This is a genomic window from Streptomyces sp. NPDC046557, from assembly GCF_040645975.1.
Classification (GTDB): domain Bacteria; phylum Actinomycetota; class Actinomycetes; order Streptomycetales; family Streptomycetaceae; genus Streptomyces.
Genome location: NZ_JBEYZH010000012.1, coordinates 1 through 25575, shown reverse-complemented (window position 1 = coordinate 25575; position 25575 = coordinate 1). Strand labels below are relative to the sequence as shown.

General features: G+C 74.0%; 26 protein-coding genes and 2 tRNA genes. 22 read left to right on the top strand and 6 right to left on the bottom strand.

What is annotated here, in order from left to right:
- Positions 1-6: 6 nt before the first annotated feature.
- The 3 genes from ABZ934_RS20995 to ABZ934_RS20985 all read left to right on the top strand — a co-directional run bounded on the left by ABZ934_RS20995 (position 7) and on the right by ABZ934_RS20985 (position 3380).
- Positions 7-990: an ATP-binding cassette domain-containing protein gene (locus tag ABZ934_RS20995; protein WP_361315287.1), complete on the top strand. Its 984-nt coding sequence runs from the start codon at positions 7-9 to the stop codon at positions 988-990.
- Between the two features lie 107 nt (positions 991-1097).
- A complete protein-coding gene (locus ABZ934_RS20990) occupies positions 1098-1904 on the top strand; it encodes a DUF1707 domain-containing protein (protein WP_361315284.1) in 807 nt (268 codons plus the stop codon).
- A gap of 57 nt (positions 1905-1961) precedes the next feature.
- The gene (locus tag ABZ934_RS20985; RefSeq protein WP_361315282.1) at positions 1962-3380 is read left to right on the top strand and encodes a DUF445 domain-containing protein; all 1419 of its coding nucleotides are present in this window, start codon (positions 1962-1964) and stop codon (positions 3378-3380) included.
- A 113-nt stretch (positions 3381-3493) separates the two neighbouring features.
- Here ABZ934_RS20985 and ABZ934_RS20980 read toward each other — a convergent pair whose 3' ends face one another.
- Together ABZ934_RS20980 and ABZ934_RS20975 are read right to left on the bottom strand one after the other, a co-directional pair.
- A complete protein-coding gene (locus ABZ934_RS20980) occupies positions 3494-3796 on the bottom strand; it encodes a hypothetical protein (protein WP_361315280.1) in 303 nt (100 codons plus the stop codon).
- Positions 3797-3844: 48 nt separating this feature from the next.
- Entirely contained in the window at positions 3845-4021 is a 177-nt protein-coding gene (locus tag ABZ934_RS20975) for a hypothetical protein (RefSeq protein ID WP_361315278.1), read from the bottom strand.
- 171 nt (positions 4022-4192) lie between these two features.
- On the opposite strand from ABZ934_RS20975, the gene ABZ934_RS20970 reads away from it, so the two are divergent.
- From ABZ934_RS20970 to ABZ934_RS20960, 3 genes are read left to right on the top strand one after another with little or no spacing between them, the layout of a single operon-like run.
- A complete protein-coding gene (locus ABZ934_RS20970) occupies positions 4193-4729 on the top strand; it encodes a GNAT family N-acetyltransferase (protein WP_361315275.1) in 537 nt (178 codons plus the stop codon).
- 39 nt (positions 4730-4768) lie between these two features.
- The gene (locus ABZ934_RS20965; protein WP_361315273.1) at positions 4769-5770 is read left to right on the top strand and encodes a hypothetical protein; all 1002 of its coding nucleotides are present in this window, start codon (positions 4769-4771) and stop codon (positions 5768-5770) included.
- Positions 5771-5774: 4 nt separating this feature from the next.
- Positions 5775-6233: a very short patch repair endonuclease gene (locus ABZ934_RS20960; RefSeq protein ID WP_361315270.1), complete on the top strand. Its 459-nt coding sequence runs from the start codon at positions 5775-5777 to the stop codon at positions 6231-6233.
- On the opposite strand, the gene ABZ934_RS20955 is transcribed toward ABZ934_RS20960, so the two are convergent.
- Positions 6206-7216, bottom strand: coding sequence for a hypothetical protein (locus ABZ934_RS20955; protein WP_361315267.1), 1011 nt, complete (start codon positions 7214-7216; stop codon positions 6206-6208). The two genes, ABZ934_RS20960 and ABZ934_RS20955, sit on opposite strands and share 28 nt — an antisense overlap.
- Positions 7217-7272: 56 nt before the next feature.
- Here ABZ934_RS20955 and ABZ934_RS20950 point away from each other — a divergent pair, with 56 nt between their 5' ends.
- The 4 genes from ABZ934_RS20950 to ABZ934_RS20935 all read left to right on the top strand — a co-directional run bounded on the left by ABZ934_RS20950 (position 7273) and on the right by ABZ934_RS20935 (position 10473).
- The gene (locus ABZ934_RS20950) at positions 7273-8103 is read left to right on the top strand and encodes a class E sortase (RefSeq protein ID WP_361315265.1); all 831 of its coding nucleotides are present in this window, start codon (positions 7273-7275) and stop codon (positions 8101-8103) included.
- A gap of 151 nt (positions 8104-8254) precedes the next feature.
- Positions 8255-8545, top strand: a complete 291-nt coding sequence (locus tag ABZ934_RS20945; protein WP_361315513.1) for a DUF6412 domain-containing protein — start codon at positions 8255-8257, stop codon at positions 8543-8545.
- Between the two features lie 145 nt (positions 8546-8690).
- Positions 8691-9407: a YidC/Oxa1 family membrane protein insertase gene (locus ABZ934_RS20940; protein WP_361315263.1), complete on the top strand. Its 717-nt coding sequence runs from the start codon at positions 8691-8693 to the stop codon at positions 9405-9407.
- Between the two features lie 205 nt (positions 9408-9612).
- A complete protein-coding gene (locus ABZ934_RS20935) occupies positions 9613-10473 on the top strand; it encodes a fumarylacetoacetate hydrolase family protein (RefSeq protein ID WP_361315260.1) in 861 nt (286 codons plus the stop codon).
- Positions 10474-10633: 160 nt separating this feature from the next.
- Here ABZ934_RS20935 and ABZ934_RS20930 read toward each other — a convergent pair whose 3' ends face one another.
- A complete protein-coding gene (locus tag ABZ934_RS20930) occupies positions 10634-11782 on the bottom strand; it encodes a Gfo/Idh/MocA family oxidoreductase (protein ID WP_361315257.1) in 1149 nt (382 codons plus the stop codon).
- 50 nt (positions 11783-11832) lie between these two features.
- Between ABZ934_RS20930 and ABZ934_RS20925 the strand changes: the two genes are divergently transcribed.
- The 6 genes from ABZ934_RS20925 (at position 11833) to ABZ934_RS20900 (ending at position 17205) form a co-directional block, all read left to right on the top strand.
- Complete coding sequence (locus ABZ934_RS20925) at positions 11833-12966, top strand: ROK family transcriptional regulator (protein ID WP_361315254.1); 1134 nt, start codon at positions 11833-11835, stop codon at positions 12964-12966.
- A 235-nt stretch (positions 12967-13201) separates the two neighbouring features.
- Entirely contained in the window at positions 13202-13978 is a 777-nt protein-coding gene (locus ABZ934_RS20920) for a hypothetical protein (RefSeq protein ID WP_361315252.1), read from the top strand.
- Positions 13914-14840: a 2-aminoethylphosphonate ABC transporter substrate-binding protein gene (locus ABZ934_RS20915; RefSeq protein WP_361315249.1), complete on the top strand. Its 927-nt coding sequence runs from the start codon at positions 13914-13916 to the stop codon at positions 14838-14840. The genes ABZ934_RS20920 and ABZ934_RS20915 overlap by 65 nt, the downstream gene beginning before the upstream one ends.
- Before the next feature lie 173 nt (positions 14841-15013).
- Positions 15014-15793 (top strand): HAD-IIA family hydrolase, encoded by a 780-nt coding sequence (locus tag ABZ934_RS20910; RefSeq protein ID WP_361315247.1) that lies wholly within the window; start codon positions 15014-15016, stop codon positions 15791-15793.
- 130 nt (positions 15794-15923) lie between these two features.
- Complete coding sequence (locus ABZ934_RS20905) at positions 15924-16526, top strand: hypothetical protein (protein WP_361315245.1); 603 nt, start codon at positions 15924-15926, stop codon at positions 16524-16526.
- 10 nt (positions 16527-16536) lie between these two features.
- On the top strand, positions 16537-17205 hold the full coding sequence (locus ABZ934_RS20900) for a class F sortase (RefSeq protein ID WP_361315242.1): 669 nt from the start codon (positions 16537-16539) through the stop codon (positions 17203-17205).
- A gap of 55 nt (positions 17206-17260) precedes the next feature.
- Here the strand turns inward: ABZ934_RS20900 and ABZ934_RS20895 are convergent.
- A tRNA-Lys gene (locus ABZ934_RS20895) sits at positions 17261-17334 on the bottom strand.
- A gap of 247 nt (positions 17335-17581) precedes the next feature.
- Here ABZ934_RS20895 and ABZ934_RS20890 point away from each other — a divergent pair.
- The 6 genes from ABZ934_RS20890 to ABZ934_RS20865 all read left to right on the top strand — a co-directional run bounded on the left by ABZ934_RS20890 (position 17582) and on the right by ABZ934_RS20865 (position 25053).
- Entirely contained in the window at positions 17582-19033 is a 1452-nt protein-coding gene (locus ABZ934_RS20890; RefSeq protein WP_361315510.1) for a peptidoglycan-binding protein, read from the top strand.
- Between the two features lie 1361 nt (positions 19034-20394).
- On the top strand, positions 20395-21678 hold the full coding sequence (locus tag ABZ934_RS20885) for an SPFH domain-containing protein (protein WP_361315239.1): 1284 nt from the start codon (positions 20395-20397) through the stop codon (positions 21676-21678).
- Positions 21679-21908: 230 nt separating this feature from the next.
- Positions 21909-22514: a lytic polysaccharide monooxygenase auxiliary activity family 9 protein gene (locus tag ABZ934_RS20880; RefSeq protein WP_361315237.1), complete on the top strand. Its 606-nt coding sequence runs from the start codon at positions 21909-21911 to the stop codon at positions 22512-22514.
- A gap of 26 nt (positions 22515-22540) precedes the next feature.
- Complete coding sequence (locus ABZ934_RS20875) at positions 22541-24211, top strand: AMP-binding protein (protein WP_361315235.1); 1671 nt, start codon at positions 22541-22543, stop codon at positions 24209-24211.
- 46 nt (positions 24212-24257) lie between these two features.
- Entirely contained in the window at positions 24258-24905 is a 648-nt protein-coding gene (locus ABZ934_RS20870) for a hypothetical protein (protein WP_361315233.1), read from the top strand.
- 74 nt (positions 24906-24979) lie between these two features.
- Positions 24980-25053: transfer RNA gene (locus tag ABZ934_RS20865), tRNA-Lys, on the top strand.
- 86 nt (positions 25054-25139) lie between these two features.
- Here the strand turns inward: ABZ934_RS20865 and ABZ934_RS20860 are convergent.
- The coding region (locus ABZ934_RS20860; RefSeq protein WP_361315231.1) for an IclR family transcriptional regulator C-terminal domain-containing protein at positions 25140-25575 on the bottom strand (436 nt) is incomplete at its 5' end.

Here is a 25575-nt window from a genome sequence, read left to right as displayed (position 1 = left end):
ACAGGCATGGGAGACGTACGGGACGACGACGTGCTGATCGAGTTGGACGGGGTCGAGAAGGTTTTCGCCGTCCGGCGCCGAGTGGGTCTGGTGCGCCGGGAGAAACGGCAGGTCAGGGCCGTGGACGGGATCAGTTTCACGGTCGGTCGGGGCGAGATGGTGGGATACATCGGACCCAACGGGGCGGGGAAGTCCACCACGATCAAGATGCTGACCGGGATCCTCACCCCGAGCGGCGGCCGGTTGCGCGTGGCGGGCATCGACCCGGCGCGGGAGCGGATGCGGCTGGCGCACCGGATGGGTGTGGTCTTCGGGCAGCGCACGACCTTGTGGTGGGACTTGCCGCTGAAGGACTCCTACGGGTTGATGCGGCGGATGTACCGGATCCCGGAGGCGAGGTACCGGGCGAACCTGGAGCGCTGTGTGGACCGGCTGGACCTGGCGGAGCTGCTGGACGTACCGGTGCGGCAGTTGTCGTTGGGGCAGCGGATGCGCGGGGACATCGCGGCGGCGTTGCTGCACGATCCGGAGGTGTTGTACCTGGACGAGCCGACGATCGGGCTCGACGTGGTGAGCAAGGCGAAGGTGCGGGGCTTCCTGCGGCAGTTGAACGCGGAACGCGGGACGACGGTGCTGCTGACTACGCACGACCTCCAGGACATCGAGCAGTTGTGCGAGCGGGTGATGGTCATCGACCACGGACGCCTGATGTACGACGGCCCGCTGGACGGGCTGCACGCGTCCGGGGCGGCGGGGGAGAGCGAGCGGACGCTGGTGGTGGACCTGGAGCGGGAGTTTCCGCCGCTGGAGGTGCCGGGGGCGCGGGTGGTCCGGGTGGAGGGCGTCCGGCAGTGGCTGGCGTTCCCGGCGCAGGCGTCGGCGGCACCGCTGGTGGCGGCCGTGGCGGCGGGGTATCCGCTGTCGGACCTCTCGGTCCGGGAGCCGGACATCGAGGAGGTCATCGCGCGGATGTACGCGGGGCGGGGGTGAGGCGCCGGGGGCAGGGGCGTGAGGTAGGGGGAAATCAGGGTCGGTCCCGGGGTCCGGTGCGGGGGCGATCCCTACAACCGGCCGGGCCCGGTACATAGTCTGGTCCCATGAATGACGAGCGGCCGGAGAAGCCGTTGACGGAGGGGTCGTTGCCGGAGGAGTCGTCGCCGGGGAGGCCGGTGTTCGAGAAGCCGGTGTTCGAGAAGCCGGCGCCCGAGAAGCCGGCGTCCGAGGATCGGCTGCCGCAGCTGAGGGCCTCGGACGCCGACCGGGAGCGGGTGGTGGAGCGTCTGCGGGACGCCGTCGCCGAGGGCCGGCTCGACATGGAGGAGTTCGAGGAGCGGCTGGACGCGGCCTACAGATCCCGGACCTACGCGGAGCTGGAGCCGCTGACCCGCGACCTGCCGGCGGTGGGGGCGGCGGCGCCCCTGGCTTCGGCGCCTTCACAGGGCCCGGTGGCGCGGGCGGGTTCCGGCGCGGCGTGGGCGGACCGGATCGGCGGCGAGGGCACCTGGTCGACGGGGATCGCCGTCATGTCCGGGTTCCAGCGCAAGGGCCGCTGGACAGTACCGGCACGGTTCGACGCGTTCGCGTTCATGGGCGGCGGAGAGCTCGACCTGCGGGAGGCGCACTTCGCCCAGCGCGAGGTGGTGATCAACTGTGTGGCCGTGATGGGCGGCATCGAGATCACCGTGCCGCCGGGCGTGGAGGTCGATGTGCGGGGCATCGGGTTCATGGGGGCGTTCGACCAGCGCGAGAGCCCTGAACCGTCGGAGCCGGGCGCACCGCGCGTGGTGGTGACGGGCCTGGCCCTGATGGGCGGCGTGGAGGTGCGGGTCAAGGAGCCGAAGGGGGCCAAGGGACTCAAGGGTTCCAAGCCGGTGGACGGGCCGTCGCTGCGCAAGGAGCTGTAAGGGGCTCCCGGGGCCCCGCCGGCGCGCCGGGAACTCCTCGGACCGTTCGGGAGTCGGATGCTATGCAGACAAAACCGGCCACCGGGGGAAGGGCAGGAGTACGTGGAAGACGTGGACCATCGCGAGGGTGCGGAGACCAGAGCCGGAGCCGGAGCCGGGACCGGAGTCGGAGCCGGTAGAGGGCCCGGCACGAAGGCCGCCGTGGCGCGGGGTGCCTTCGTGTTCAGCGCGGCGGACGAGGAACGGCGGCGCGGCGTTCGCCGGATGAAGACCACCGCGACCGGCCTGCTGACGCTGGTCGCGCTGGTCTACGTACTCGCCAAGTGGGCGCAGCACACCGGCGCCGGCGGCTGGGCCGGTTACGTCGCGGCCGGCGCCGAGGCGGGCATGGTCGGCGCGCTCGCGGACTGGTTCGCGGTCACGGCCCTGTTCCGGCGGCCCCTGGGGCTGCCCATCCCGCACACCGCGATCATTCCGACGAAGAAGGACCAGCTCGGAGTCTCTCTGGGGGAGTTCGTCGGCGAGAACTTCCTCTCCCCGGAGGTGGTCAGGGCCCGGCTGCACGCCCTCGGCATCGGCGGGCGGCTCGGCTCCTGGCTGGCGCAACCCGCGCACGCCGAGCGGGTCACGGCGGAACTGGCGACCGCCCTGCGCGGAGCCCTGACCGTGCTGCGCGACTCCGACGTCCAAGCCGTCGTGGGCGAGGCGATCACGAGACGGGCCGAGGGCGCCGAGATCGCCCCCGGGATCGGCAAGACCCTGGAGAAGGTCGTCGCCGACGGCGGTCACCACCGCGCCGTCGACCTCGTCTGCGCGAAGGCCCACGACTGGCTCGTCACGCACGGCGACTCGGTCATGGACGCGGTCCAGGGCGGCGCCCCCGGCTGGACCCCGCGCTTCGTGGACCGCAAGGTGGGCGAGCGGGTCTACAAGGAACTGCTGCGCTTCGTGACGGAGATGCGCGACATGCCGGAGCATCCGGCACGGGGCGCGGTGGACCGGTTCCTCACGGACTTCGCCGCCGACCTGCAGTCGGACACGCGGACCCGCGAGCGGGTGGAGCGGCTCAAGTCGGAGATCCTGGCGCGGGGCGAGGTGCAGGACGTCATCGCCTCGGCGTGGGCGGCGGTCCGGTCGATGATCATCGCGGCGGCGGAGGACGAGCGGAGCGAACTGCGGCTGCGCGTGCGGTCCTCGCTGATGTCCCTGGGCGCGCGGCTGGCGACCGACGGGCGGCTGCAGGACAAGGTGGAGGGCTGGATCGAGGGGGCGCTGGTGTACGTCGTCACCACCTACCGGACGGAGATCACCTCGCTGATCACCGACACGGTGGCGGGCTGGGACGCCGAGCACACCTCCCGCAAGATCGAGGCCCACATCGGCCGCGACCTCCAGTTCATCCGCATCAACGGCACGGTCGTGGGCGCGCTGGCGGGCCTCCTGATCTACACGATCTCGAAGGCCCTGGGGGCTTGAACGGCCCGCCGGGGGCGCTTCAGCCTCGCCGGCCAGTATGAGGACGCTCCTCCGCCTTGCGATGCACCGCATCCGACGCCGCGCGCCGATCCACCGGGCTTACGGGACAGCCCCTAGCCGCGCCGGTCGGACACGACCCAGGCCGCACCGGCCACGACCCCCGCCGCGCCGAAGACGGCCGGCCACGCGCCGACCTTCTTGGCCAGCGGGTGCGCTCCCGCGAAACCGGCCAGGTACAGCGCGCCGAGACCGGCCGCCGCCGGGGCGCCGCCGCGCCTGTGCCATTCCCGCCCCGCCGCGATCCCGGCGGCGCCCAGCACGACCCCGCCCAGCGGGCGCTTCCTGCTCCAGCGGGCCACCGCGTACCCGCCCACCAGTCCGGCCGCCGCCACCATCGAGGTCGGTACCCGCTCCATGTCCACTCCGTCCACTCCCTGCGCGCGTCGTATCGGTCCGCTACGAGGCTAACGCGGCCCTCTGACCGCCCGACGCGCGCCCAACCCGCCCAGCACCAGTACCGTCCCGCCGATCAGGCCGTCCGGCACCGCGTCCCGTACGGCGGCCGGCAGCAGCGCCACCACCCCGAGGACGAGGAGGAAGGCGAGGGCGGCCCGTCCGGCCGCCCGAAGCATTCTGTCCACGGCTGCTCAACGCGACCGCCGCGCCCCGCGTCACGGACCGCGCGGAGGCGATTTGTCGCACACTCGCCGGATCCGCCTGATACGTCGCGCGGGGAACCGGGACCGCATAAATTCACTCTCCTCAGACAAACGGGAAAATCCCCGCCAACGCGTCCCAGGAGCCCGGACATCGTGATCTGCTACGGACAGGCCGTCCTCGACCTCGTGGACGAACTGGTCGACGCCTACGCCGACGTCTTCTCCGCCCCGCCGTGGAACGAAGACGAAGAAACCATTCGCCAGTTCGGGTCCCGCCTCCCCGTCGACGCCCGGCGCCGTGGTTTCCGTACCGCCCTGGCGCAATCCCCGACCGGCATCGACGGGTTCGCCACCGGCTGGCTCACCCCGGCCGCCTTCCCCAAGAACCGCGCCTACAGCCAGGTCGCGGCGCAGCTCGGGCCCGGCCGGGTGAAGGAACTCCTCATCGGCGCACTGGAGATAGACGAACTCGCCGTACGCCCCTACGCGCGCGGTCGCGGCACCGGACGCGCCCTGCTCACCGAGATCACGGCCGACGCCCCCGACCGGCGCGCCTGGCTGCTGACCTCCCGGCTGGCCCGGGACACGGTGGCGACGTACCGCCGCCTGGGCTGGCACGAGGTCGCCGCCCTTCCCGGCACCGAGACGGGCGTGATCGTCTTCCTGGCCCCGGAGCACCCGAGCCGCTGACCGGGGGTATTGCGTCCCGGCTCCGGGCATACCCGCGCCATGATCACCACGACGCACCGGCGGCTGGCCCGGCGCCAGCTCAACATGGCCACCCGGCACCAGCTCACCACGGCCGCCGGAGTACCCGACGCCACCATCACCTCCCGCACCCGCCCGGGCGGGCCATGGCAGCGCTTACTGCCCCGGGTCTACCTCCTCCAGACCGGGCCCCCGGACCACCGGCAACGCGCCCTCGCAGCCGTCCTGTACGCCGCCGAGTCGACCGCCGATCCGCTCTCGGGGGAGACGGCCGCCCTGACCGGCGGCGCCGCGCTCGCCCTGCTCGGCATCCGCGAGGCCCCGTACGCCCCGGCCGACGTCCTGGTCCGGGCCCCGCGCCGGGTCACCGCCACCGCCGGGGTCCGCCCGCTCAGCACCTCCCGCTGGCCGCACACCATCACCGTCCGCGGTATCCCGAGCACCCGGCCGGTCCGCGCGGCCGCCGACTACGCCGCCCGCGCCGACGATCCCGACCAGGTCCGTTCGATGCTGGCGCACGTGGTCCAGGCCGGCTGGTGCCACCCGCACGACCTGCACGCGGAACTGCGCGCCTCCCGCCTCCTGGGCCGCCCCGCCATCCGCTCGGCGGCGTCGGAACTCCTGGCCGGGGTCCGCTCGGTCGCCGAGGCGCGGGCCCGTGACGCCCTCACGGCGACCGACCTGCCCGCCCCGCTCTGGAACGCCCGCCTGCACACCCCGGACGGCGCCTTCCTGGCCAGCCCGGACGCCTACTGGCCCGACGAGGGCGTGGCCCTGGAGATCGACTCGGCCGAGTACCACTACACGCGGGACCTCTGGCAGGCCACCCTCCGCCGCAGGCTCCGCCTGGAGGCCCATGGCGTCCTGGTGGTCAGCGCGACCCCTTCCATGATCCGCGACACCCCGACGGAGGTCGTCGCGGCGCTCCGCGCCCTCCTCGCCCTCGCCGCGCGCCGCCCTCTGCCCCCGACCGTCCACGCCCGCGGCCACGTCCGGTTGGAGCTGCCCGTTCCGGGAGAATGACGGGGTGGAACCCCTTGAGAGCACCCCGGCCGTCCGGGCCCGGATGAGTCGGCAGAAGAGCAAGGACACCGGGATCGAGCTCGCCCTGCGGCGGTCGCTGCACGCGGCGGGACTGCGGTACCGGGTGCACCGGCGCCCGGTGAAAGGGGTGCGCAGGGAAGCCGACATCGTCTTCGGTCCGGCGCGGGTCGCGGTGTTCGTGGACGGCTGCTTCTGGCACGGCTGTCCCCTCCACGCGACGTGGCCGCGCAGCAACCCCGAGTTCTGGCGCGCCAAGATCGAGGGGAACCGGGCCCGCGACCGCGACACCGATGCCCGCCTCGCGGAGGCCGGTTGGCTGGCGGTACGGGTGTGGGAGCACGAGTCGGTGGAGGAAGCGGCCCGGCGCGTGGGGGCGGCCGTCCGGGGCCGCCGCCCCCGTACGTCGGGTCCCGGTCAGACGATCGGTGTGTCGCCGCCGTGACACTCCGGGTAGGGCTTGCCCGAGCCGCACCAGCAGGGAGAGGCGGCGGACGGGGGCCACGGGGTGGCCTTGCCGCGGGCGGCGAGGGTGGTGGCGTACTCCGCCAGGAGGCTGGGGGAGGCGGGGGAGGTCTTCTCCGAAGCGGCGAACGCCTCGTAGGAAGGGACGCTGGCCGTGACGATGCCCAGGTTGGTGGTGCCGGAGCCGGCCAGGGCACGCAGGGACGCTTCGATGCTTTCCAGGTGCTGGGCGTGCGAGGGGTACTCGGCGGCGAGGCTCGGGTAGCTCGTCAGGAGCTCGGCCAGTTCGCGCTGCGGCCAGTGGAGGATCGCGACCGGGAAGGGACGGGAGAGCGCGGCGCGGCGGTCACCGAGTTCGGCGCGTAGCCGGGCGATCTCGGCGCGGAGTTCGGCCGGGTCGTCGGAGCCCAGGGCCCAGATCCGCTTGGGGTCGTGGAGCTCGTCCAGCGGGATCGGGCCGATGTGGCGGGTGTCCGCGACCATGTCCCATTCGTCGTGAGGGCGTCCGAGGAGGCGGCGGACGCGGTGCCGGCCCGTGAGGAGGGCGGTGGTCGCCCGGGTGAGGGGGGTGTTCTCCGGGATCAGGAGGGTCGCCGCCTGGGTGAAGCACTCCTCCGAGGCGGTCAACTCGTCGTGGTTCTCCAGGGCTTCCGCGATGACTTCCCAGGGGGCCGGATCGGTGGGGGCCGCCGCGCGGATGCCCTGGATCAGGGCGCGGGCCTCGGCCTCGTGGCCGTACTCCCACAGGTTCGAGGCCTGGAGCGCCTTGATCAGGTGCGGGTCGTCGGGGTCGGAGGCGAGGAGTCGGTCGTAGAGCGCGCTTGCCCGTTCCCGTTCGTCGGCCAGTTCGAGGTGGGCCGCGGCCTGGAGGAGCAAGGGCTCCTGGTCCTCGGGGTAGCGGGTCGCCGTGCGGATGAGGCGCTCGGCTTCGGCGATGTGCTCGGCAGGCGTGTCGGGGCGCATGGTTCACACCGTACTGCCGCTGGTCAGTTGAGGGGGGAGGTCTTAAGGTGCCGCCCGTGCGGGATCACATACCTGTGGTGGTGCGGGGGCGCGGTCGACGGGGGCGCCGGGCCGGTCTCGCGGGGGTGCTGTGGACGGCCGCCGAACTGACCGTCACGGTGGGGGTGGTGTTGTTGTTGCTGGTGGTGCACCAGGTGTGGTGGACCAACCGGCAGGCGCTGGCGGGCGCGCGGCAGGAGGTTCGGGCGTTGGAGCGGGCATGGGCGGGCCCCGGGGCGACGCCCGGTCCGGAGCCCGAGGGGGATGCGCGGGAGGAGTCCGGGGCGCGGGAGGAGGTGGTGTCGTCGGCTCCGGCCGGGGCGCAGCCGTCGTCCTCCTCGTCGGCGGACGCCGGGCCCTCCGCCGGCTCGCCGACCCGGGCGGCCGGGCCGGTCGCGGAGCCCGGGCGGGACCGGTCGTACGCCGTGCTGCGCATCCCGCGCCTCGGGCTGGAGGTGCCCGTCGCGCAAGGGGTCGACAAGAAGGCCGTCCTGGACAAGGGGTACGTCGGGCACTACCCCGGGACCGCTCAGCCGGGCGCGGAGGGCAACTTCGCACTGGCCGGGCACCGCAACACGCACGGGGAGCCGTTCCGGTACCTGAACCGGCTCGGGGTGGGGGACGAGGTGACGGTCGACGTGCGGGGGCGGAGGTACACGTACGTGGTGGGCCGCGTACTGCCCGAGACGACGGCGCGGGACACGGGCGTGATCGCTCCGGTGCCGCGCAGCGTGGTGAGGCCGGAGTACGGATACAGCGCACCCGGCGCGTACATCACGCTGACCACCTGCACGCCGGAGTACACGTCCACGTACCGGCTGGTGGTGTGGGGGACGTTGAAACGGTGACGGGCGGTCAGGAACCTGGGAACTCGGGAACCCGGGAACCCGGGAAGCCGGTAACTCGGGAACCGCGGCGTGAGCCGGGGCGTTGTCAGTGGTACGGGAGTTCGTGCGGGAATTCTTACGGGTGGGTCGGCAGTGGAAGGGGGTGGGCGGCATGGTCGGGCGGTTCGTCGAGCTGTGCGTCACCCTGCTGCTCGGAGGCTTCCTGGGGCTGCTGCTCGGGGAGAGCGGGCCGGCCGCCGTGGTGGTGGTCCTCGCGGCGGTCGTCGCGGTCGGCGCCGCCGCCCTGGCGGCGGGCCGTGTCCGGCTCGTGCCGCCGCACCGAATACGGACCGCGATCCGTGATCGCGAGCAGCGCACGGCGTTCCTGCCGCAGCGTGATCCCGACGCATCCGGCCGGTCGCGGCCCAGGGCACCCGGCCGCCTCGTCCCGACGGCCGCGTAGGGGCGCGCAGAACAGGACCGGGCCGGTCGGCCCGGGCCGGTGGCGCTTGCTTTCCGCTCACTGATCATCTGTCGTCGCCCCTCGCGGGTCGTCACGCCGAAACGCATCACTTTCGACGTTTGACGAGACCCCTCGGAGGGCCCGCGTGTCCGTTTTCACCCACCTTGTTGCCCAGCTGGGCCGGCTGTTGGAGCCGGTGCTGGCCGAGTCCGCGACCGCTGTGGCGATCGTGCTGTTCACCGTGCTCGTACGCCTCACGCTGCACCCGCTGAGTCGGGCGGCCGCGCGCGGCGCGACACCGATGGCCGGCTGCTTGCCCGCGCTGCTGCAGCTGCCGGTGTTCTACGTCATGTACCGCGCCTTCTCCTCCTCGGACATCGGCGGCGCGGCCAACGAACTGCTGGCGCACCGGCTGCTCGCCGCACCCCTGGGGGACCGGTGGGCAGACGCACTGGGCGAGGGCGGGGTGTTCGGGGCGCCGGGGTTGGTGTTCCTCGGCCTGTTCGCGGCGATCGCGGCCGTGGCGGCCTGGAGCGCGGTCCGCGGACGTCGGGCGGCACTGGCCTCCGACGCCGGGGTCGGGACCGGTGGTGGGGGCGGGGCCGGTGGTGGGGGCGGGGCCGGCGCGAAGGCCGCGGTCGTGGGCCGGGGGCTGCCGGGCGGCGGCGCGGCGGCGTTGACCACCGAGCAGCAGGCGGCGATGCGGAAGCTGGGCGGCGTATTGCCCCTGCTGTCGTTCGGGACGCTGATCACCGCCGCCGTGGTACCGCTCGCCGCCGGGCTCTACCTGCTGACCACCACCGCCTGGTCGGTCGCCGAGCGGGCCTGGCTGCAACGGCGCCCGGCGCCGGAGCGCGGCTGAGGGAGCGGGTGACGGGTGACGGTGGGCGGGTGACGCTGGGCGGTGGCGCGGGGCTGATGGGAGGGTGGCGTTCCAGTCCGTGAACAGGGTCTTGCGGATTGGCCGGACATCTTGGAGGATCGGCCAATCCTCCGATGGCCGCAACCCATCGTCCGGCCCGGGGCATGCCCATGGGCCGACCACCCTCGACCACGGGAGAATGCCCATGAAGCTGCTGCGTGTAGGACCCGTCGGGTCGGAGCGCCCCGCGCTGCTCGACCAGGACGGAACCCTTCGGGACCTGTCCGGGCTGATCACGGATGTGGACGGCGCGCTCCTCGCCGACGACTCCGCGCTGTCCCGGGTGCGGGACGCGGCGGCGGCGCCCGGGGGACTCCCCGCGCTCGACGCGGAAGGGCTGCGCGTGGGGTCGCCGATCGGCCGCATCGGCAAGGTCGTGGGCATCGGACTGAACTACTTCGGGCACGCCGCCGAGATCGGCGCCGAGCCGCCGGCGGAACCGATCCTGTTCCTCAAGGCGCCGGACACGGTCGTCGGCCCGGACGACACCGTCCTGATCCCGCGCGGCAGCGTGAAGACGGACTGGGAGGCCGAACTGGGCGTCGTCATCGGCGCCACCGCCCGCTACCTCGCCTCCGCCGAGGAGGGACTGGCGCACGTGGGCGGGTACACGCTCGTCAACGACGTGTCGGAGCGCGAGTTCCAGACGGAGCGCGGCGGTACCTGGGACAAGGGCAAGAACTGCGAGACGTTCACCCCGCTCGGCCCCTGGCTGGTGACCGCCGACGAGGTCCCCGACCCGCAGGTGCTCGGCGTCCGGCTCTGGGTCAACGGCGAGCTCAGGCAGGACGGCAACACCTCGGACCAGATCTTCCCGGTCGGCGAGGTCGTCCGGTACCTGAGCCAGTTCATGACCCTCTACCCCGGTGACGTCATCGTCACGGGCACCCCGGCGGGCGTGGCCATGGGGCAGCCGGAGCCCAAGCCGTACCTCCGCGCCGGTGACGTCGTGGAGGTCGAGATCGACGGCCTCGGGCGGCAGCGCCAGGAGTTCAAGGGCGCGTAACCCGAACCGGCGGCCCGGTCGGCGGCGCGGGAGGGGCGGACCTCCGGGGGGCGGCCCGCCCCTCCCGCCTGCCGGCCCGGGCCGTTGTCCGAGGCCGCCCGGCCCACGCCGACGGCTCTCGTCCCGGCAGTCCCGCGCCGAGAGTCCTTACGCCTGCCGCTCAGCCGCTCCTGCGCCGACCGCTCGGCCGTTCCCGGGCCGGGTCGGCGGGCGCGAGCGACACCGTGACACCCTCGCGCGAGGACCGGCGGGCCGCCTCCAGCACCGCCAGGCAGTGCGCCGCCTCACGCGCCGTCACCGGGGCCGGTCCGCCCTCTCGCAGGGCGGCGGCCACCGCCGCGTAGTACGCCGGATAGTCGCCCGGCGCGGTCGGCACCGGGGCTCCGCCGCCGGTCAGCGGCGATTCCCCCGCTCCCAGTCGGCCCCACAGGTGCTCGGGCTCCACGCCCCACGCCTTGTCGTCGCCCGCACCCGGCCGCAGTCCCTCGCGCAGCGCGGCCTCCTGCGGGTCCAGGCCGTACTTGACGTAGCCGGCGCGCGAGCCGAGCACGCGAAAGCGCGGACCGAGTTGGGCGGTGGTCGCGCTGACGTACAGGTGCGAGCGGACGCCGCCCGCGTGTGTGATCGCGATGAAGGTGTCGTCGTCCGCCTCCGCGCCCGCACGGCGCACGTCGGTCTCCGCGTAGACCCGTACGGCCGGACCGAAGAGGACCAGCGCCTGGTCGACCACATGGCTGCCGAGGTCGTAGAGCAGCCCGCCGATCTCCTCCGGCGCCCCCGATTCCCGCCAGCCGCCCTTGAGCTGCGGCCGCCAGCGCTCGAAGCGTGACTCGAAACGCTGGACGTCGCCGAGCTCGCCGTCGGCGAGGAGCCGGCGCAGGGTGAGGAAGTCGTTGTCCCAGCGGCGGTTCTGGAAGACGGACAGGAAGGTGTCGGTCCGCTCGGCGAGCGCGGCGAGTTCCTCCGCCTCGGCGGCGGTGGCGGCCGGCGGCTTGTCGACGACGACGGGTACCCCGGCGGTGAGGGCGGCCCGGGCCAGCGGGACGTGCGTCTTGTTGGGGGAGGCGATGACGACGAGGTCGACGGGGTCGGCTCCGGCCCCGCCTTCCCAGAGTTCGGCCGCGGAGTCGGCGATCCGGATGTCGGGGTACGCCTCGCGCGCTCGGGCCCGGCGGTCGGGGTCGGAGGTCACGACCGCGTCGAGAACCAGCCCTTCGGTGGCGGTGACGAGGGGGGCGTGGAAGACGGAACCGGCCAGTCCGTAGCCGACGAGTCCGACACGGAGGGGGGAGGTGACGTTGAGGGGCATGGGTCATACTTTGGCAACAGTGTTGTGTAAGTGCAAGGAGAGGCGGCGGGGTGAACCGGGGCAATCGGGACGGCGAGGGCCGGGGCGAATGCCCGGGCGGGGGCCGGGGCGGGGTGAACCTGCCGGCGGTGCGCGGGCACAACGAGGCGCTGCTCCTCGGTCTGTTGCGCGGTGCGGGATCTGGCGGACTGGGCCGCGCCGACCTCGCCGACCGTACGGGGCTCACCCCGCAGGCCGTCAGCAAGATCACGGCGCGGCTGGCGGGGGAGGGGCTGGTGACCGAGGCCGGCCGGGGCGCGTCCACGGGAGGCAAGCCGCGGACCCTGCTGCGGCTGGTGCCGGACGCCCGGCACGCGGTCGGCGTACACCTGGACCGCGACGAGCTGACCGCCGTACGGGTCGACCTGACGGGAGGCGTCGTCGCACGCCGGCGCGGCCCGCTGGACTTCGCGGCGGGGCCGGACGCGGCGGTGGCGGCGGTGCTGCGGGCGGTCGTACGGGTCTCCGACCCGGGCGGGGCGGGGGCGCCGCTGCTCGGGGTGGGCGTGGCGGCGCCCGGTCCGCTGGACTGGCGGGACGGGGTGCCGGGGAGGGTGACCGGGTTCCCGGAGTGGGAGGGGTTCCCGCTGCGGGAGGCGCTGGCGGCGGCCCTGCCGGGGGCGGTGGCGGGGGCGGGGACGTTGGCGGTGGTGGTGGACAAGGACACGAACGCGGGGGTCGCCGCGGCGGCCGGGCACGAGGCGGGCAACTGTGTGTACCTGCACCTCGGGACCGGTCTGGGGGCGGGGCTGCGGCTGGACGGCGCGGTGTTCCGGGGACCCCGCTCGCTGGCGGGGGAGTTCGGCCACCAGGTGCTGGAGCTGGACGGACCGCCGTGCCGGTGCGGGGGGCGGGGCTGCGCCGAGGCGCTGTGCCTCGCGGCGCTGGAGCGGGGGGACCTGGCGGGAGCCGCGCGGGTGCTGGGGGAGGGGGCGGCGAACGTGGTCGCGCTGCTGGACGTGGACCGGGTGCTGCTGGGCGGGCGGGTGGTGGAGGCGGAGCCGGAGGCGTTCGTGGAAGGGGTCCGGGCCGTGCTGGCGCGGCGGCGGACGGGGGGCGCACCGGTGGTGGGCGTGGCGCGGGCCGGGGTGGCGGAGGGGGCGGCGGAGCTGGTTCTGGGGCCGATGTTCGGGCGGCGGCTTTGAGGGGGCGCCCCGCGCGGCCCCGGCTGCGCCGGTCTTCCTGCGGCTCCGCCCCAGACCCCGCGCCTCAAACGCCGGCGGGGCCGGCTTGGCGTCCGATCAGGCGTAAAGGGGAGGCTTCGCGCGTGCCTCCCGGCAGCGTCGGGGTGGGGGCGTGGGAGAGTGCCGGGCGGGGCGGGGTGATTGTCGCCTCGTCCGATGATCAACGTTTCCGTCCGGCGAGCTGCGAAGGTCCTCCATGCGACTGCGCGAAGCCCTTGCCCCTCCCGCCCTGCTGGCCGCCGTGGTCCTCTGCCTGCTCGCACCCGGGCCCGCGGCCGCCGACATCGGCAACGGCGGCGGCGCCCGCCCGGTCCCCGCTCCCGCGCTGCCCTCGCGCGCGAAGGCCACCTGCGGGGACGCCAAGAGCAGCGCCTTCCCCATCGGTGCCCGCATCCGCGGCGGCCCGGCCGTCTACCGCGCCGGCGGCGGACCCCAGACGTGGTTCCTGGACCTGACCAACACCACCGCCGGCGCATGCACCGCCATCCACCCCGTCGTCGTCTTCACCGACAAGGCGCGCACCCTGCGGCCCGCCCACCTCCGGATGGACTTCGACACCCCCGACGGCCCCCACGCCGTCACCCTGGAGCGCAGCGACCGCGACGAGATCATCGCCGTGTTCGACGGCGGCGCGGCGTTCCCCGGGTTCACCATCGGCGCCGGCGGCTCCCGTACCGTCCGGGTCTCGCTCGCCTTCGCCCCCGACGCCCCCCAGGGCGAGGTCCTCGCCGACGCCGCCGTCGTCCGGCGCAAGGGCGACGACGGGGAGTGGGTCGGCGAGGCGGGCGGCTACCGGTTCTCCGTCGAGGGGCCGGAGGACGAGGCCGTCGGGGAGGCGGGCTCGCTCGCCCACACCGGCCCCCGCCCCTGGGTTTCCGCCGCGGCCGCCGTCGCCACCCTCGCCACCGGTGGCACGCTGTTGTTCGGCGCCCGCAGGCTCCGGTCCCGCGCGCAATCCCGCGCCGAAGGCTGACGTACACCCGGCCCACGTACAGTCCCAGGGTGGAACATCAGGGCGGGCCCTGCGCGAGAAGACCAACACCCAGGCGGACGTCCTCGTCACCCTGCCGTCCTTCATCCAACAGGCCGACGGCAAGGGCCTGCTCCAGCCGTACAAGCCGCAGGGCTCCGACGAGGTCAACGGCGGCGACAAGGCCACCGACGGCACGTGGACCCCGGTGGTGAACAACTACTTCGGCTTCGTCTACGACAAGAAGGAGCTGAGGGGCGCCCCCAAGACCTGGGAGGAACTGCTCGACGCCACATACAAGGGCAAGCTCCAGTACTCCACCCCAGGCGTCGCGGGCGACGGCACCGCAGTGCTCGTCAAGGCGATGCACGACTTCGGCGGCAAGGAGCCGGCGATGGAGTACCTGAAGAAGCTCCAGGCCAACAACGTCGGCCCGTCGTCCTCGACCAGCAAGCTCGCGCCCAAGACCGACAAGGGCGAGTTGCTCGTCGCCAACGGCGACGTGCAGATGAACTTCGCGCAGTCCAAGTCGATGCCGAACCTCGGCATCTGGTTCCCGGCCAAGGACGGCGGCAAGCCGACCACCTTCGCCCTCCCGTACGCGGCCGGTCTGGTCGACAAGGCCCCGCACAGCGAAAACGGCAAGAAGCTCCTCGACGACCTGCTGAGCGAGGATGCCCAGAAGCTGGTCAGCGGGGTCGGCGGCGGCTTTCCGGCTCGCACCGACGTCAAGCCCACCGACGCCAACGCCGTCGACCTCGCCGCGATCATGACGGGTGTCGAGATCTTCGAGCCGGACTGGGCGGACATCGACAGGAACCTCGCGGGCTACGTCGACGCGTGGAAGTCGGCCACCGGCGGCTGAGCGGTCGCCTCCCGGCGCCGCGTCCGCTTCCGCTACAGCGGCACCGACAACTGGTATCTCCCCGTCCCTGTCCGGGCCGTGGACGCGCCCCGCGCCCACGGCCCGTCCCCGTTAGGGTGGTACAGACCGGAGGCCCCCGAGGTCAGAGGCACCGCAGAGCGGAGAACAGTCCCGTGGCAGAGCGCAAGCCGATCGAATCCTGGCTCACCGACATGGACGGAGTCCTCATCCACGAGGGCACCCCGATCCCCGGCGCCGATGCCTTCATCAAGCGGCTGCGCGACTCCGGCAAGCCCTTCCTGGTGCTGACCAACAACTCCATCTACACCCCGCGCGACCTGCACGCCCGCCTCAACCGGATGGGCCTGCACGTCCCCGTCGAGAACATCTGGACCTCGGCGCTCGCCACCGCCAAGTTCCTCGACGACCAGCGCCCGGGCGGCACGGCCTACGTCATCGGCGAGGCCGGCCTCACCACCGCCCTGCACGACATCGGTTACATCCTGACCGACCACGAGCCCGACTACGTGGTCCTCGGCGAGACCCGCACCTACAGCTTCGAGGCGATGACCAAGGCCGTCCGCCTCATCAACGGCGGCGCCCGCTTCATCTGCACCAACCCCGACGAGACCGGCCCCTCCATCGAGGGCCCGCTGCCCGCCACCGGCGCCGTCGCCGCGCTGATCACCAAGGCGACCGGCAAGCAGCCGTACTTCGCGGGCAAGCCCAACCCGCTGATGATGCGGACCGGTCTGAACGCCATCGGCGCGCACTCCGAGACCAGCGCCATGATCGGCGACCGGATGGACACCGACGTACTCGCCGGCCTGGAGGCGGGCATGCAGACCTTCCTCGTCCTGACCGGCCTGACCACGATCGAGGACACCGAGAAGTTTCCCTACCGCCCCACCAAGACGGTCGACTCCATCGCCGACCTCGTCGATCTCGTCTAGGCGCCCGGAGGAGGGCACCGCTCGGCGCGTACGGCTGACTCGTACGGCTGACACGTACGGTCCAAGGGCGCGCCGCTCCGGATGCGGAGCGGCGCGCCGCGCGTGAATCTCCTTGTTGAGGAGGTTCACCATGCGCAGTGCTCTGATCGCTCTCCGTGTCACCGGGGTGGCCGTCGCCCTGACGGCCCTCACGGCGGTGACCACGCCCGCGGCCGTCGCCGAGGACTGGGGTCGCGGCGGCGTCTCGGTCCGGCCCGACCCCGCCGAGCCGGGCGACCTGGTCAAGCTGGAGGTGCGGGGCTGCGACGGCGGCTGGGCGTCGGCCAGATCCTCCGTCTTCGTCTCCGAGGTCCACCTGTCCTCCGGACACGACGACCGCCACGCCCTGTGGGGCGACGCGCTCATCGCCTCACACGCCCAGCCCGGCTCGCACGAGATCCGCGTCAAGTGCGACGGCCGCGACGACCGGGTCAGCGGCTCCCTCCGCATCCGCGAGCGGCACCACCCGGACCCGCACCACTCGCCTGTCTGGCCGGTCCACGCGGGCGGTGGCGCGATGGCCGCCGAGGTCGCCAAGACGACCGAGTTGGCCGCCGCGCCCGCGAAGAAGAACCACGGCGGCGACGGCCCGGGGCTGCCCCAGACGGTGATCGGCGCCGTCCTCGCCGCCGTCGCCACCCTCGCTGTCGCGGGCAGGGCGCTGGCGCTGCGCCGCCGTCGCAGCGGCGAGTGAGGGCCCGCCGGTGAGCGAGGAGCCCCGCGGCTCCGGCGGCCCCCGCCTGCTGACGTTCGCCGCGTGGACGGTGCTGGTGCTCGGGCTGTGGCTGTGGGGGCGGGAGATCACCGGAGTTCCCGCACCGCCCGCGGGGCAGGCCGGGGGCGGCGGGGCGGCGGCTCCCGGCCTGCCCGTGGCGCACGCCCCGCTTGCGGCGGCCCCGCCTGCGCGGCTCGACGTACCGTCCCTGGGCATCCAGGCGCCGGTGATCACGCGCGGCCTCGACCGCGAGGGGGCGATCGAGCCGCCCCCGTACGAGAACCCGGGTACGGTCGGCTGGTGGAGCGGCGGCCCCCAGCCCGGCAAGGCCGGGACCGCCCTGCTGGTGGGCCACGTGGACACGCGGGCGAAGCCGGCGGTGTTCTACGGATTGAGCACGGTGCGGCGGGGGGACAAGGTCGGCGTGGTCCGGGCGGACGGCTCGGTGGCCGAGTTCACGGTCGAGGACGTACGGGTCCACGAGCGGGCCGGATTCGACCCGCAGAAGGCGTACGGCCCGAAGGTGCCGGGACGCGCCGAGCTGCGGCTGGTGACCTGCGGCGGGACGTACGACAAGACGGCCAAGGAATACTCGGCGAACGTGGTCGTCTCCGCCTACCTGACGGGCGTGCGGACCAGACCCGGTACGGCGGTGTGAGGGACGCGAACGAAGAAGCCCCCGCAGCTTTCGCTGCGGGGGCTTCTTCCGTCTGTGCGCCGCCAGGGACTCGAACCCCGGACCCGCTGATTAAGAGTCAGCTGCTCTAACCAACTGAGCTAGCGGCGCTTGCTGACAGGGAAAACTCTACCCCACCTGTGGGAGTGCTCAGGACCAGCCGCGCCCGCGCTGTCCGATTAACCCATGTTTGAGGGGTTTGTCGTGCACGATATGTCTGGGCCGAGCCGAAGCCGAATCTGATGCCCCGCCAGACGCGTGCCCGGCCGGACGAGTGGACGAGCAAGGGGAGTGGACGGAACGCATGACGACGCAGCCTCCGGTGCATGTGCAGATGGCGCCATCGATGCCGATGCCGATGCCGATGCCGGTCTTCGAGGAGTATGAGCCCGCGGGCGACTGTGTCTGCGTGGGCTGCGTACAGCGCCGGCGCGCCCTCGCCCGCGGGCGGGCCATACCGCTCCGGGACGGCGGACACCCCGCCGTGCGCGGCGCCCGCCGCGCGCTGGTCCTGGCCACGGCGGCCGGTGTGGTGCTGAGCGGTGGCGGCGCGACCGCCCTGGCGACGGCGCGCCCGGTGCCCGGCCCGGGGCCGGTGAAGCCGACGCCGCCGGGACACGCGAAGCCGGGTGGGACGGTACACACGAAGCCGGACGGTCCGGGTCACGGGAAGCCCGACCGTCCGGGACACGCGAAGCCGGTCGGGTCCGGGGCCGGGACGGCGGACGGTCCGGGATCCCCGCAGGGCGGACGGGCCCCGCTGCACGGGCCGAAGGGGTCCCCCGCCAAGCCGCCGGGCCTGCCGGGCGCACCCACGGCGGTGCGGCGGATCGACCGGACGACGATCATCAACCGGGCGAAGGTGTGGGTGGAGGAGCAGGTCCCGTACAGCATGTCCGACTACTGGTCGGACGGGTACCGACAGGACTGTTCGGGCTTCGTCTCGATGGCTTGGAACCTCGGCTCCAACGAATGGACCGGCAGCCTCGACAAGTTCGCCAAGAAGATCACCAAGGAGCAGTTGCTGCCCGGCGACATGCTCCTCTTCCACAACCCCTCCGACCCCAACAACGGCTCGCACGTCACCCTCTTCGGCGGCTGGGTCGACGAGACGCGCACGCACTACATCGCCTACGAGCAGACGCGCCCGACGACCCGCACGCTGGCCACCCCGTACGGGTACTGGAACAACGCGACGAAGTACCTCCCGTACCGCTTCACCGGCGTGACCGGCGGGCTCCTGCCGGACGGGCCGGGGACCGACCCCAAGCCGACGGCCCCCTCCACCTTCCCCGGAGCGGGGATGTTCGGGCCGGGGGCGAACAACGAGTACGTGGCCCGCCTGGGCCGGATGCTGATCGACCGGGGCGGGCGCCGCTTCTACCCCAAGGGCCCGAGCACGAAGTGGAGCGAGTCCGACCGGCTGGCAACCCGGGCCTTCCAGACGGCCCAGGGCTGGACGGGTGCCGAAGCCGACGGCATCCCCGGCGCCCACACCTGGCGGCTGCTGGTGGAGAAGCAGGGCAACGACATCGTGCCCCTTCCCGACGCCGCGCCGGGCCCCGGCGGCCACCCCGCCTACCCGGGACCGGCGGCCTTCCGGCCGGGGCAGTCCGGCCCGGGTGTCGCGGCCCTCGGCCGCCGGTTGGTGGAGAAGGGGTTCGGCAAGCACTACACGTCCGGCCCGGGCCCCGTCTGGAGCGAGGCCGACCGCCGCAACGTCGAGGCGTTCCAGCGCGCGCAGGGCTGGCGCGGCGCCTTGGCCAACGGCTATCCGGGCCCGGAAACCTGGCGCCGGCTGTTCGCATGACGGAGGCAACGATGTACCCCACGCGCACCACGACCACGACGGGCACCTTCCCCGTCCCCCCGTTGCCGACGGCGACCGCGACGCCGCCGCCGGCCGACCCGCGCCGGAGCCCGCGCCCGGGGCGCTGGACCACCCGGCACCGCCCGGCCCCTGCCCCGGCCACCCCGCCCGCCCCTGCCCGGACGGCGCCACCACCCGCCGCCCCGGCCTGGCCCTCACCCCCGGCCGACCCTCCGACGGCGGTACCGCAGGCGGCTTCGACGTCGGAGCCGACGGCGGCTCCACCCCCGGCCCCGAGCCCTCGCCCGATCCCGGCGGCGGGTGCGTTCCCGAGCCGGAGCCACGGCCCGGCTGCGGAGCCGGGCCGGGCGGCGGTGCCGCAGGCGGCTTCGGTGTCCGAGCGGGTCGCGCCCCTTTCCGCCGCCCGGTCGGGCGTTTCGGCGGTGGTTCGGCCGCAGGTGTCGGTCGGTAAGCCGGTGTCGGTGGGGGTGCCGCAGGCGGCTTCGGTGTCCGAGCGGGTCGCGCCCCTTTCCGCCGCCCGGTCGGCGGCCACAGCCCCGGCCTACTCCCCGGCGCCGGCCCGGAGCCAGAGCCCGGCTCCGGCCTCGGTTACGCCCCAGGCCCAGGCCCAGGCCCAGGCCCAGGCCCCGACTCCGGCGGCGACGCCGCCTTCCGGACCGGCTGCCGAGGCGGTCGCACCCCCGGCGGCCTCGGCCCCGCGCCCGACTCCCGGGGGCACCGTCTCGCCCCCGGTCCGGGCGGTGCCGCCGGTCCCGACGCCTGCCACCGGCCCGGCCGCGCAGCCGAGCCGGCCCTCCGTCCGGCCTCCGGCTCCCCACCCGACCCCCGCCGCGACCCCGACCCCCGTCCCGACTCCTGCGGCCCCCGCCCCGGTCCCGCAGCCGACTGCCGCTGCGGCCCCGGACGCCCAGCCGGCCCCCGCCCACGCCCGGACGGCGGCCCCGACCCCCGTCCCGACTCCTGGGGCCCCCGCCCAGACCTCGGGCCCGCACCCGACCCCCGTCCCGACACCGCACCCGACTCCTGCGGCCCCCGCCCCCGCCCCGGCCCCGGCCCCGGTCCCGCAGCCGACTCCCGCTGCGGCCCCGGACGCCCAACCGGCCCCCGCCCACGCCCGGACGGCGGCCCCGACCTCCGCCCAGACCCCGGGCCCGAACCCGACACCGCACCCGACTCCTGGGGCCCCGGCCCCCGCCCCGGTCCCGCAGCCGACTCCCGCTGCGGCCCCGGACGCCCAGCCGGCCCCCGCCCACGCCCGGACGGCGGCCCCGGCCCCGCACCCGGCGGCCGCCCCGGCGGCTTCGGGGTCGGCCCCGTGTGCCGAGGCCGGCGGCGGTCGGGTGGCCGTGCCGGGCGTCGTCGAGCCGCACGACCGGTCGGAGGGCGACGGGGTGCTCGCCGCGCTCCGCGAGGCCGAGCGCCCGCACCCGGACGGCATCCCCGCCGCCCGCGCCCAGGGCGAGTCCGGCTCGTACATCCCCCACCCCCAGGCCCCGCACAAGTCCGGCATCGTCGCCGACCTCGTCGGCCGGGCCGTCGCCCGCGTCCTCGACCCCGGAACCGAGGAGGACCGCGTCGAACCCGTGCGCGGGACCGCCGTCACCGAGGTACCCGTACACCTTCCGTTCCTCGGGCGGGTCCGGCCGCCCGCCCCGGCTCCCGCCCGTCGGCCGCAACCCCCCGCGCCCCCCGCCACGCCGCAACCCGCCGGCCGCCGCGTGCCCCGGGCCGACGACGGCCTCCGCGAGCACCGCGGCCCCGTCCTGCCGGGGTGGTTCGCCGTCGGTATCGGCGGACTCGCCCTCACCGGCTGTGCGGCGGTGCTCTGGCGGGCCGGCGCCGTGCCGGACGTCCTCGCCGTCGCCTTCGGGGCGACCCCCCGCGCCTATCACGGGTTGCCCGCCACCTCCTGGCCGCCGCTCGCCTTCCTCGGCGTCGTCACCCTGCTCGCCCTCGGCGGCCTCGGCCGCGCCAAGGCCGGCCACGCCTGGGTGCTCACCCTCTTCGGCCGCTACCGCGGCACCGTCCGGCGGACCGGGCTCACCTGGGTCAGCCCGCTCCTGCTGCGCCGCCGGGTGGACGTACGGCTGCGCCACTGGCGCAGCGAACCGATGCCCGCCGTCGACGCCGGAGGTCTCGCCCTCCAGGTCGTCGTCCAAGTGGTCTGGCAGGTCAAGGACACGGCCCGAGCCACCTTCGCGGTGGCCGACCACACCGAGTACCTCGCCGAACAGGTGGAATCGGCCATGGCCCGGGTCCTTTCCCGGCTGCCCGCCGACGCGTTCCACGAGGACGCCCCCACGCTGCGCGACGCCGAGGCCGTCGGCGACGCGTTGACCCGGATGGTCGCGGCCGAGACGGAGGCCGTCGGGATCGAGGTGTTCTCCGCCCAGCCCACCCGCATCGAGTACGCCCCCGATGTCGCCGAGGCGATGCGCCGCCGCCGCGTCGCGGCCATCGACGCGAAGCACCGGGACACCGTTCTGACCTCGGTCATCGACGCCGTCGACGACACCGTGCACCGGCTCACCTCACGCGGGATCGTCGAGCTGGACGACTACGAGCGCAAGGCCCTGGTGAAGGACCTGACCGTCGCCTTCTACACCGGACGCGCGGACCAGTAGCCGTCCGGCGAGGGCGGAAGGAAAACGAGGAACGGGTGGCCGGTCACGACCGGACCACCCGTTTCCCCTTTGGTATGGACATGGCCAACTCCCGTCAATAACCTGGAACTTGGTCTAGACCTGAACCTCATCCCCACCCCACCCCACCGCACCGCGCCCCACCGCACCGCGCCCCACCCACCGCGTGCGCACGCTCTCCCGCCTGACTCCCCCCACGTCCAAGGAGCATCATGCGTCTCCTCCGCATGCCCAAACGGTCCGCCGTCGCGCTCGGCCTCGGCATCCTGGCCACCGTCACCTTCGCCGGCGCCCCCACCGCCAGCGGCCACGGCTACACCGACACCCCGATCAGCCGCCAGAAGCTCTGCGCCAACAAGGCCGTCCCCGACTGCGGTCCCATCCAATGGGAGCCGCAGAGCGTCGAGGGCTACAAGGGCTTCCCGGCCGCCGGCCCCGCCGACGGCCAGATCTGCTCCGGCGGCCACAGCGAGTTCGCCCAGCTCGACGACCCGCGCGGCGGCACCTGGCCCGCCACCAACGTGACCGCCGGCCAGAGTTACTCCTTCCGGTGGCAGTTCACCGCCAACCACTCCACCACCGACTTCAAGTACTACGTCACCAAGAACGGCTGGGACCCGAAGAAGCCCCTCACCCGGGCCTCCCTCGACCCCCAGCCCTTCCTCACGGTCGCCTACAACGGTGCCCGCCCCGCCATGACCACCGTCCACCAGGGCACCATGCCCAGCGGGAAGACCGGCCGCCACATGATCCTCGCGGTCTGGACCGTGAACGACACCGCGATGGCCTTCTACGCCTGCTCGGACGTTCAATTCTGACGCCACGTCAGCTAATCTCCGGCGGCATGCGGACGACACCCGAAACCGTCGCGGAGCTCATAGCGCGCCAATGGGGCGACCACCGGCCCGGGCTGAAGTACGAGCACACCGTCCTCACCCACCACCAGTGCGCCCAGCGGGCCGCCGCGCGCGCCGCGCTGCTCGTCGACCTCCTGCCGCCGGGGGCCGAACCGCACATCGGGGTGCTGCTCGACAACACCCCCGAGTTCCCCTTCTGGCTCGGCGCGGCGGCCCTCGCGGGGGCCGCCGTCGCCGGGATCAACCCCACCCGGCGCGGCCCCGAGCTGGCCCGCGACATCCTGCACACCGACTGCCGCCTCCTGGTCACCGAACCCGCGCAGCTGCCGCTGCTGCGCGGCCTCGACCTGCCCGGCGTGCGCGTCCTGGTGACCGGTGGGGAGGAGTACGCCGACCTGCTCGCCCCCTACGCCGCCGCCACCCCCGGCGAGGCGCGTCTCGGCGGCGGCCCGGGTCCCGGCTCCCGCCTCCTCCTCTACTTCACCTCCGGCTCCACCGGCGCCCCGAAGGCGGCCGTGTGCGGCCAGGGCCGGCTGGCCGCCGCAGGCGCCTCCCTGGCCCGCACCTTCCGCGTCACCCCGGACGACGTCCACTACGTCTGCATGCCCCTCTTCCACGGCAACGCCGTCATCGCCGACTGGCTGCCCGCCCTCGCGGGAGGCGCCTCGGTCGCGCTGCGCCGTCGCTTTTCGGCCACCGCCTTCCTGGACGACGTACGGGCCTACGGGGCGACGTACTTCACCTACGTCGGCCGGGCGGTCCAGTACCTCCTGGCCACCGAGCCGCGCCCCGACGACCGCGACCACACCCTGCGCCTGGGCTTCGGCACCGAGGCCGGCGCGGTGGACGCCGCCCGCTTCGCCGAGCGGTTCGGGGTCCACCTCGTGGAGGGCTACGGGGCGACGGAGGGCGGCGCCTCGGTCCAGCGGACCCCCGACACCCCGACCGCCGCCCTGGGCCGGGCCGCACCCGGGGACGACCTCGCCGTCGTGGACCCGGAGACGGGCAAGGAGTGCCCGCCGGCCCGACTGGACGGCCGGGGCCGCCTGCTCAACGGGGAGGAGGCCATAGGCGAACTCGTCAACCGGGGACGCAGCCTCTTCGAGGGGTACTGGCGCAACCCCGACGCGGAGGCGGCCCGCACCCGCGAGGGCTGGTACTGGACCGGGGACCTCTTCTTCCGCGACCCCGAGGGCTTCCTCTACTTCGCGGGCCGCACCGACGACCGGCTGCGGGTCGACAGCGAGAACCTGGCCGCGGCGGTGATCGAGACCATCCTGTCCCGCTGGTCCGACGCCTCGGCGGTCGCCGTGTACGCGGTCCCCGACGAGGTCGCGGGGGACCAGGTGATGGCCGCCCTCGCCCTCCGCGAGGGCGCGGCCTTCGACCCGGACGCCTTCTCGGCCTTCCTCGCGGCCCAGCCCGACCTCGGTACGAAGATGGCCCCCCGTTACGTCCGTGTCCTCGATGCCCTGCCGGTCACGGCGACCAACAAGATCCACCGGGTCGCCCTGCGCCGGGCCGGCTTCCTCGTCCCCGAACCGGTCTGGTGGCGCGCGCCGGGCTCCGACGACTACCGCCCCCTGGACGGCGAGGCCCTGCGCGCGCTGCTGTCGACGTACGAGGCCCAGGGCCGCCGGGACCTCCTGGCCGGCTGAGGCAACCGGCCGGGGCGGTCGACCGTCTCACAACGGGGGGTGTGCCATGAACGGGAAGACGACGGCGACCGTCGGCCGGTCGGTGGTGGTCGGGGCGCTGTGCGCGCTGCTGGCCGCATGCGGGACGCACGTCGCGGGCCGATCGGCCGCCCCACCGCGCGGCGTCCCGGCCCCGCCGACCTGCGCGCCCAACCTCCCCACCGAGGAGGAGACGGGTGGTGCCCCGAACCTCCCCACGGAGGAGGAGACGGGCGGTGCCCCGAACCTCCCCACGGAGGAGGAGACGGGCGGTGCCCCGAACGTCCCCACCGAGGAGGACACGGGTCCGCCGAACCCGCCGACCGACCAGGACGACGGGGCCTCCGAGCCGCCCACCGACAGCGAGCGGCCCTGCCAGGTGGTCGACGGCTGGTACGACATGACCCGCGACTTCAACGACTACTACGCGCACCACCGCACGGACGAGGACACCTTCATGCCGGCGGGCAGCGTCACGCGGGTGCGCATCCGCAAGACGGCCGGCACCAATGAGGCGTGGATCACGTTCTCCACCAGGGCGGTCGGCAAGGGCGAGGGGGAGGATGCCCGCCGGGTGGCCAGGGTCTTCGGCGCCTGGCGGCAGGAGGTCTTCGGCGACCGGGGCACGGTCGGGGTGCGCACGGAGCAGGACGTGAAGGTGACCACATCCTGGTGATTCCCGGCCGTTGCCGGCGCTCCCGGTATTGGTTTTGAGCACCCTCGGGGACCAGGTAGTATTTTCTCTGTCAGGCGCCGCTAGCTCAGTTGGTTAGAGCAGCTGACTCTTAATCAGCGGGTCCGGGGTTCGAGTCCCTGGCGGCGCACCTGTACTTCGGGCGGTCACCGGTTCACCGGTGACCGCCCGAAGTGTTTTCCGGCCTCGATCTCGTAATCCCCTGGCCCACCGTTTTCACAGCGTGAGCGACAGCAGCAGCGGCGCGGCCTTCCGGTTCAGCGCGTCCGCCGCGGCCCGCAGTCGGTGGGCGTGCTCGACGGGCATCGACAGGGCCAGGCAGCCGACGGAGGCCCCGGCGGTGATCGGGACGGCCGCGCAGACCGTTCCGACGGCGTACTCCTGGAGGTCGAGCACCGGGACGGTGGCCGGCTGGCTGTCGAGCTTCGAGAACAGGATCCGCTCGTTCACGATGGTCTTCGAGGTGAGCCGGGCGATCTTGTGCCGGGCCAGGTGGTCGCGGCGCCCGTTCTGGTCGAGCTGGGTGAGCAGGCACTTGCCGACCGCGCTGGCGTGCGCGGCGGAGCGGAAGTCGACCCACTCGTGCACCTTGGGAGTGCGCGGGCTGTCCGCGAACTGTGTGATGCGGACCTCACCGTCCACGTACCGGCTG

Excerpts from the sequence above, each read along its gene's own strand:
- ABZ934_RS20880 (WP_361315237.1), top strand. The coding sequence starts at position 21,909 with ATGCGTCTCCTCCGCATGCCCAAACGGTCCGCCGTCGCGCTCGGCCTC.
- ABZ934_RS20945 (WP_361315513.1), top strand. The coding sequence starts at position 8,255 with ATGGTCGGGCGGTTCGTCGAGCTGTGCGTCACCCTGCTGCTCGGAGGC.
- ABZ934_RS20930 (WP_361315257.1), bottom strand. The coding sequence starts at position 11,782 with ATGCCCCTCAACGTCACCTCCCCCCTCCGTGTCGGACTCGTCGGCTAC.
- ABZ934_RS20870 (WP_361315233.1), top strand. The coding sequence starts at position 24,258 with ATGAACGGGAAGACGACGGCGACCGTCGGCCGGTCGGTGGTGGTCGGG.
- ABZ934_RS20995 (WP_361315287.1), top strand. The coding sequence starts at position 7 with ATGGGAGACGTACGGGACGACGACGTGCTGATCGAGTTGGACGGGGTC.
- ABZ934_RS20955 (WP_361315267.1), bottom strand. The coding sequence starts at position 7,216 with ATGCGCCCCGACACGCCTGCCGAGCACATCGCCGAAGCCGAGCGCCTC.
- ABZ934_RS20905 (WP_361315245.1), top strand. The coding sequence starts at position 15,924 with ATGCGCAGTGCTCTGATCGCTCTCCGTGTCACCGGGGTGGCCGTCGCC.
- ABZ934_RS20890 (WP_361315510.1), top strand. The coding sequence starts at position 17,582 with ATGCCGATGCCGGTCTTCGAGGAGTATGAGCCCGCGGGCGACTGTGTC.
- ABZ934_RS20980 (WP_361315280.1), bottom strand. The coding sequence starts at position 3,796 with ATGGAGCGGGTACCGACCTCGATGGTGGCGGCGGCCGGACTGGTGGGC.
- ABZ934_RS20985 (WP_361315282.1), top strand. The coding sequence starts at position 1,962 with ATGCTATGCAGACAAAACCGGCCACCGGGGGAAGGGCAGGAGTACGTG.
- ABZ934_RS20875 (WP_361315235.1), top strand. The coding sequence starts at position 22,541 with ATGCGGACGACACCCGAAACCGTCGCGGAGCTCATAGCGCGCCAATGG.
- ABZ934_RS20990 (WP_361315284.1), top strand. The coding sequence starts at position 1,098 with ATGAATGACGAGCGGCCGGAGAAGCCGTTGACGGAGGGGTCGTTGCCG.
- ABZ934_RS20920 (WP_361315252.1), top strand. The coding sequence starts at position 13,202 with ATGCGACTGCGCGAAGCCCTTGCCCCTCCCGCCCTGCTGGCCGCCGTG.
- ABZ934_RS20965 (WP_361315273.1), top strand. The coding sequence starts at position 4,769 with ATGATCACCACGACGCACCGGCGGCTGGCCCGGCGCCAGCTCAACATG.
- ABZ934_RS20935 (WP_361315260.1), top strand. The coding sequence starts at position 9,613 with ATGAAGCTGCTGCGTGTAGGACCCGTCGGGTCGGAGCGCCCCGCGCTG.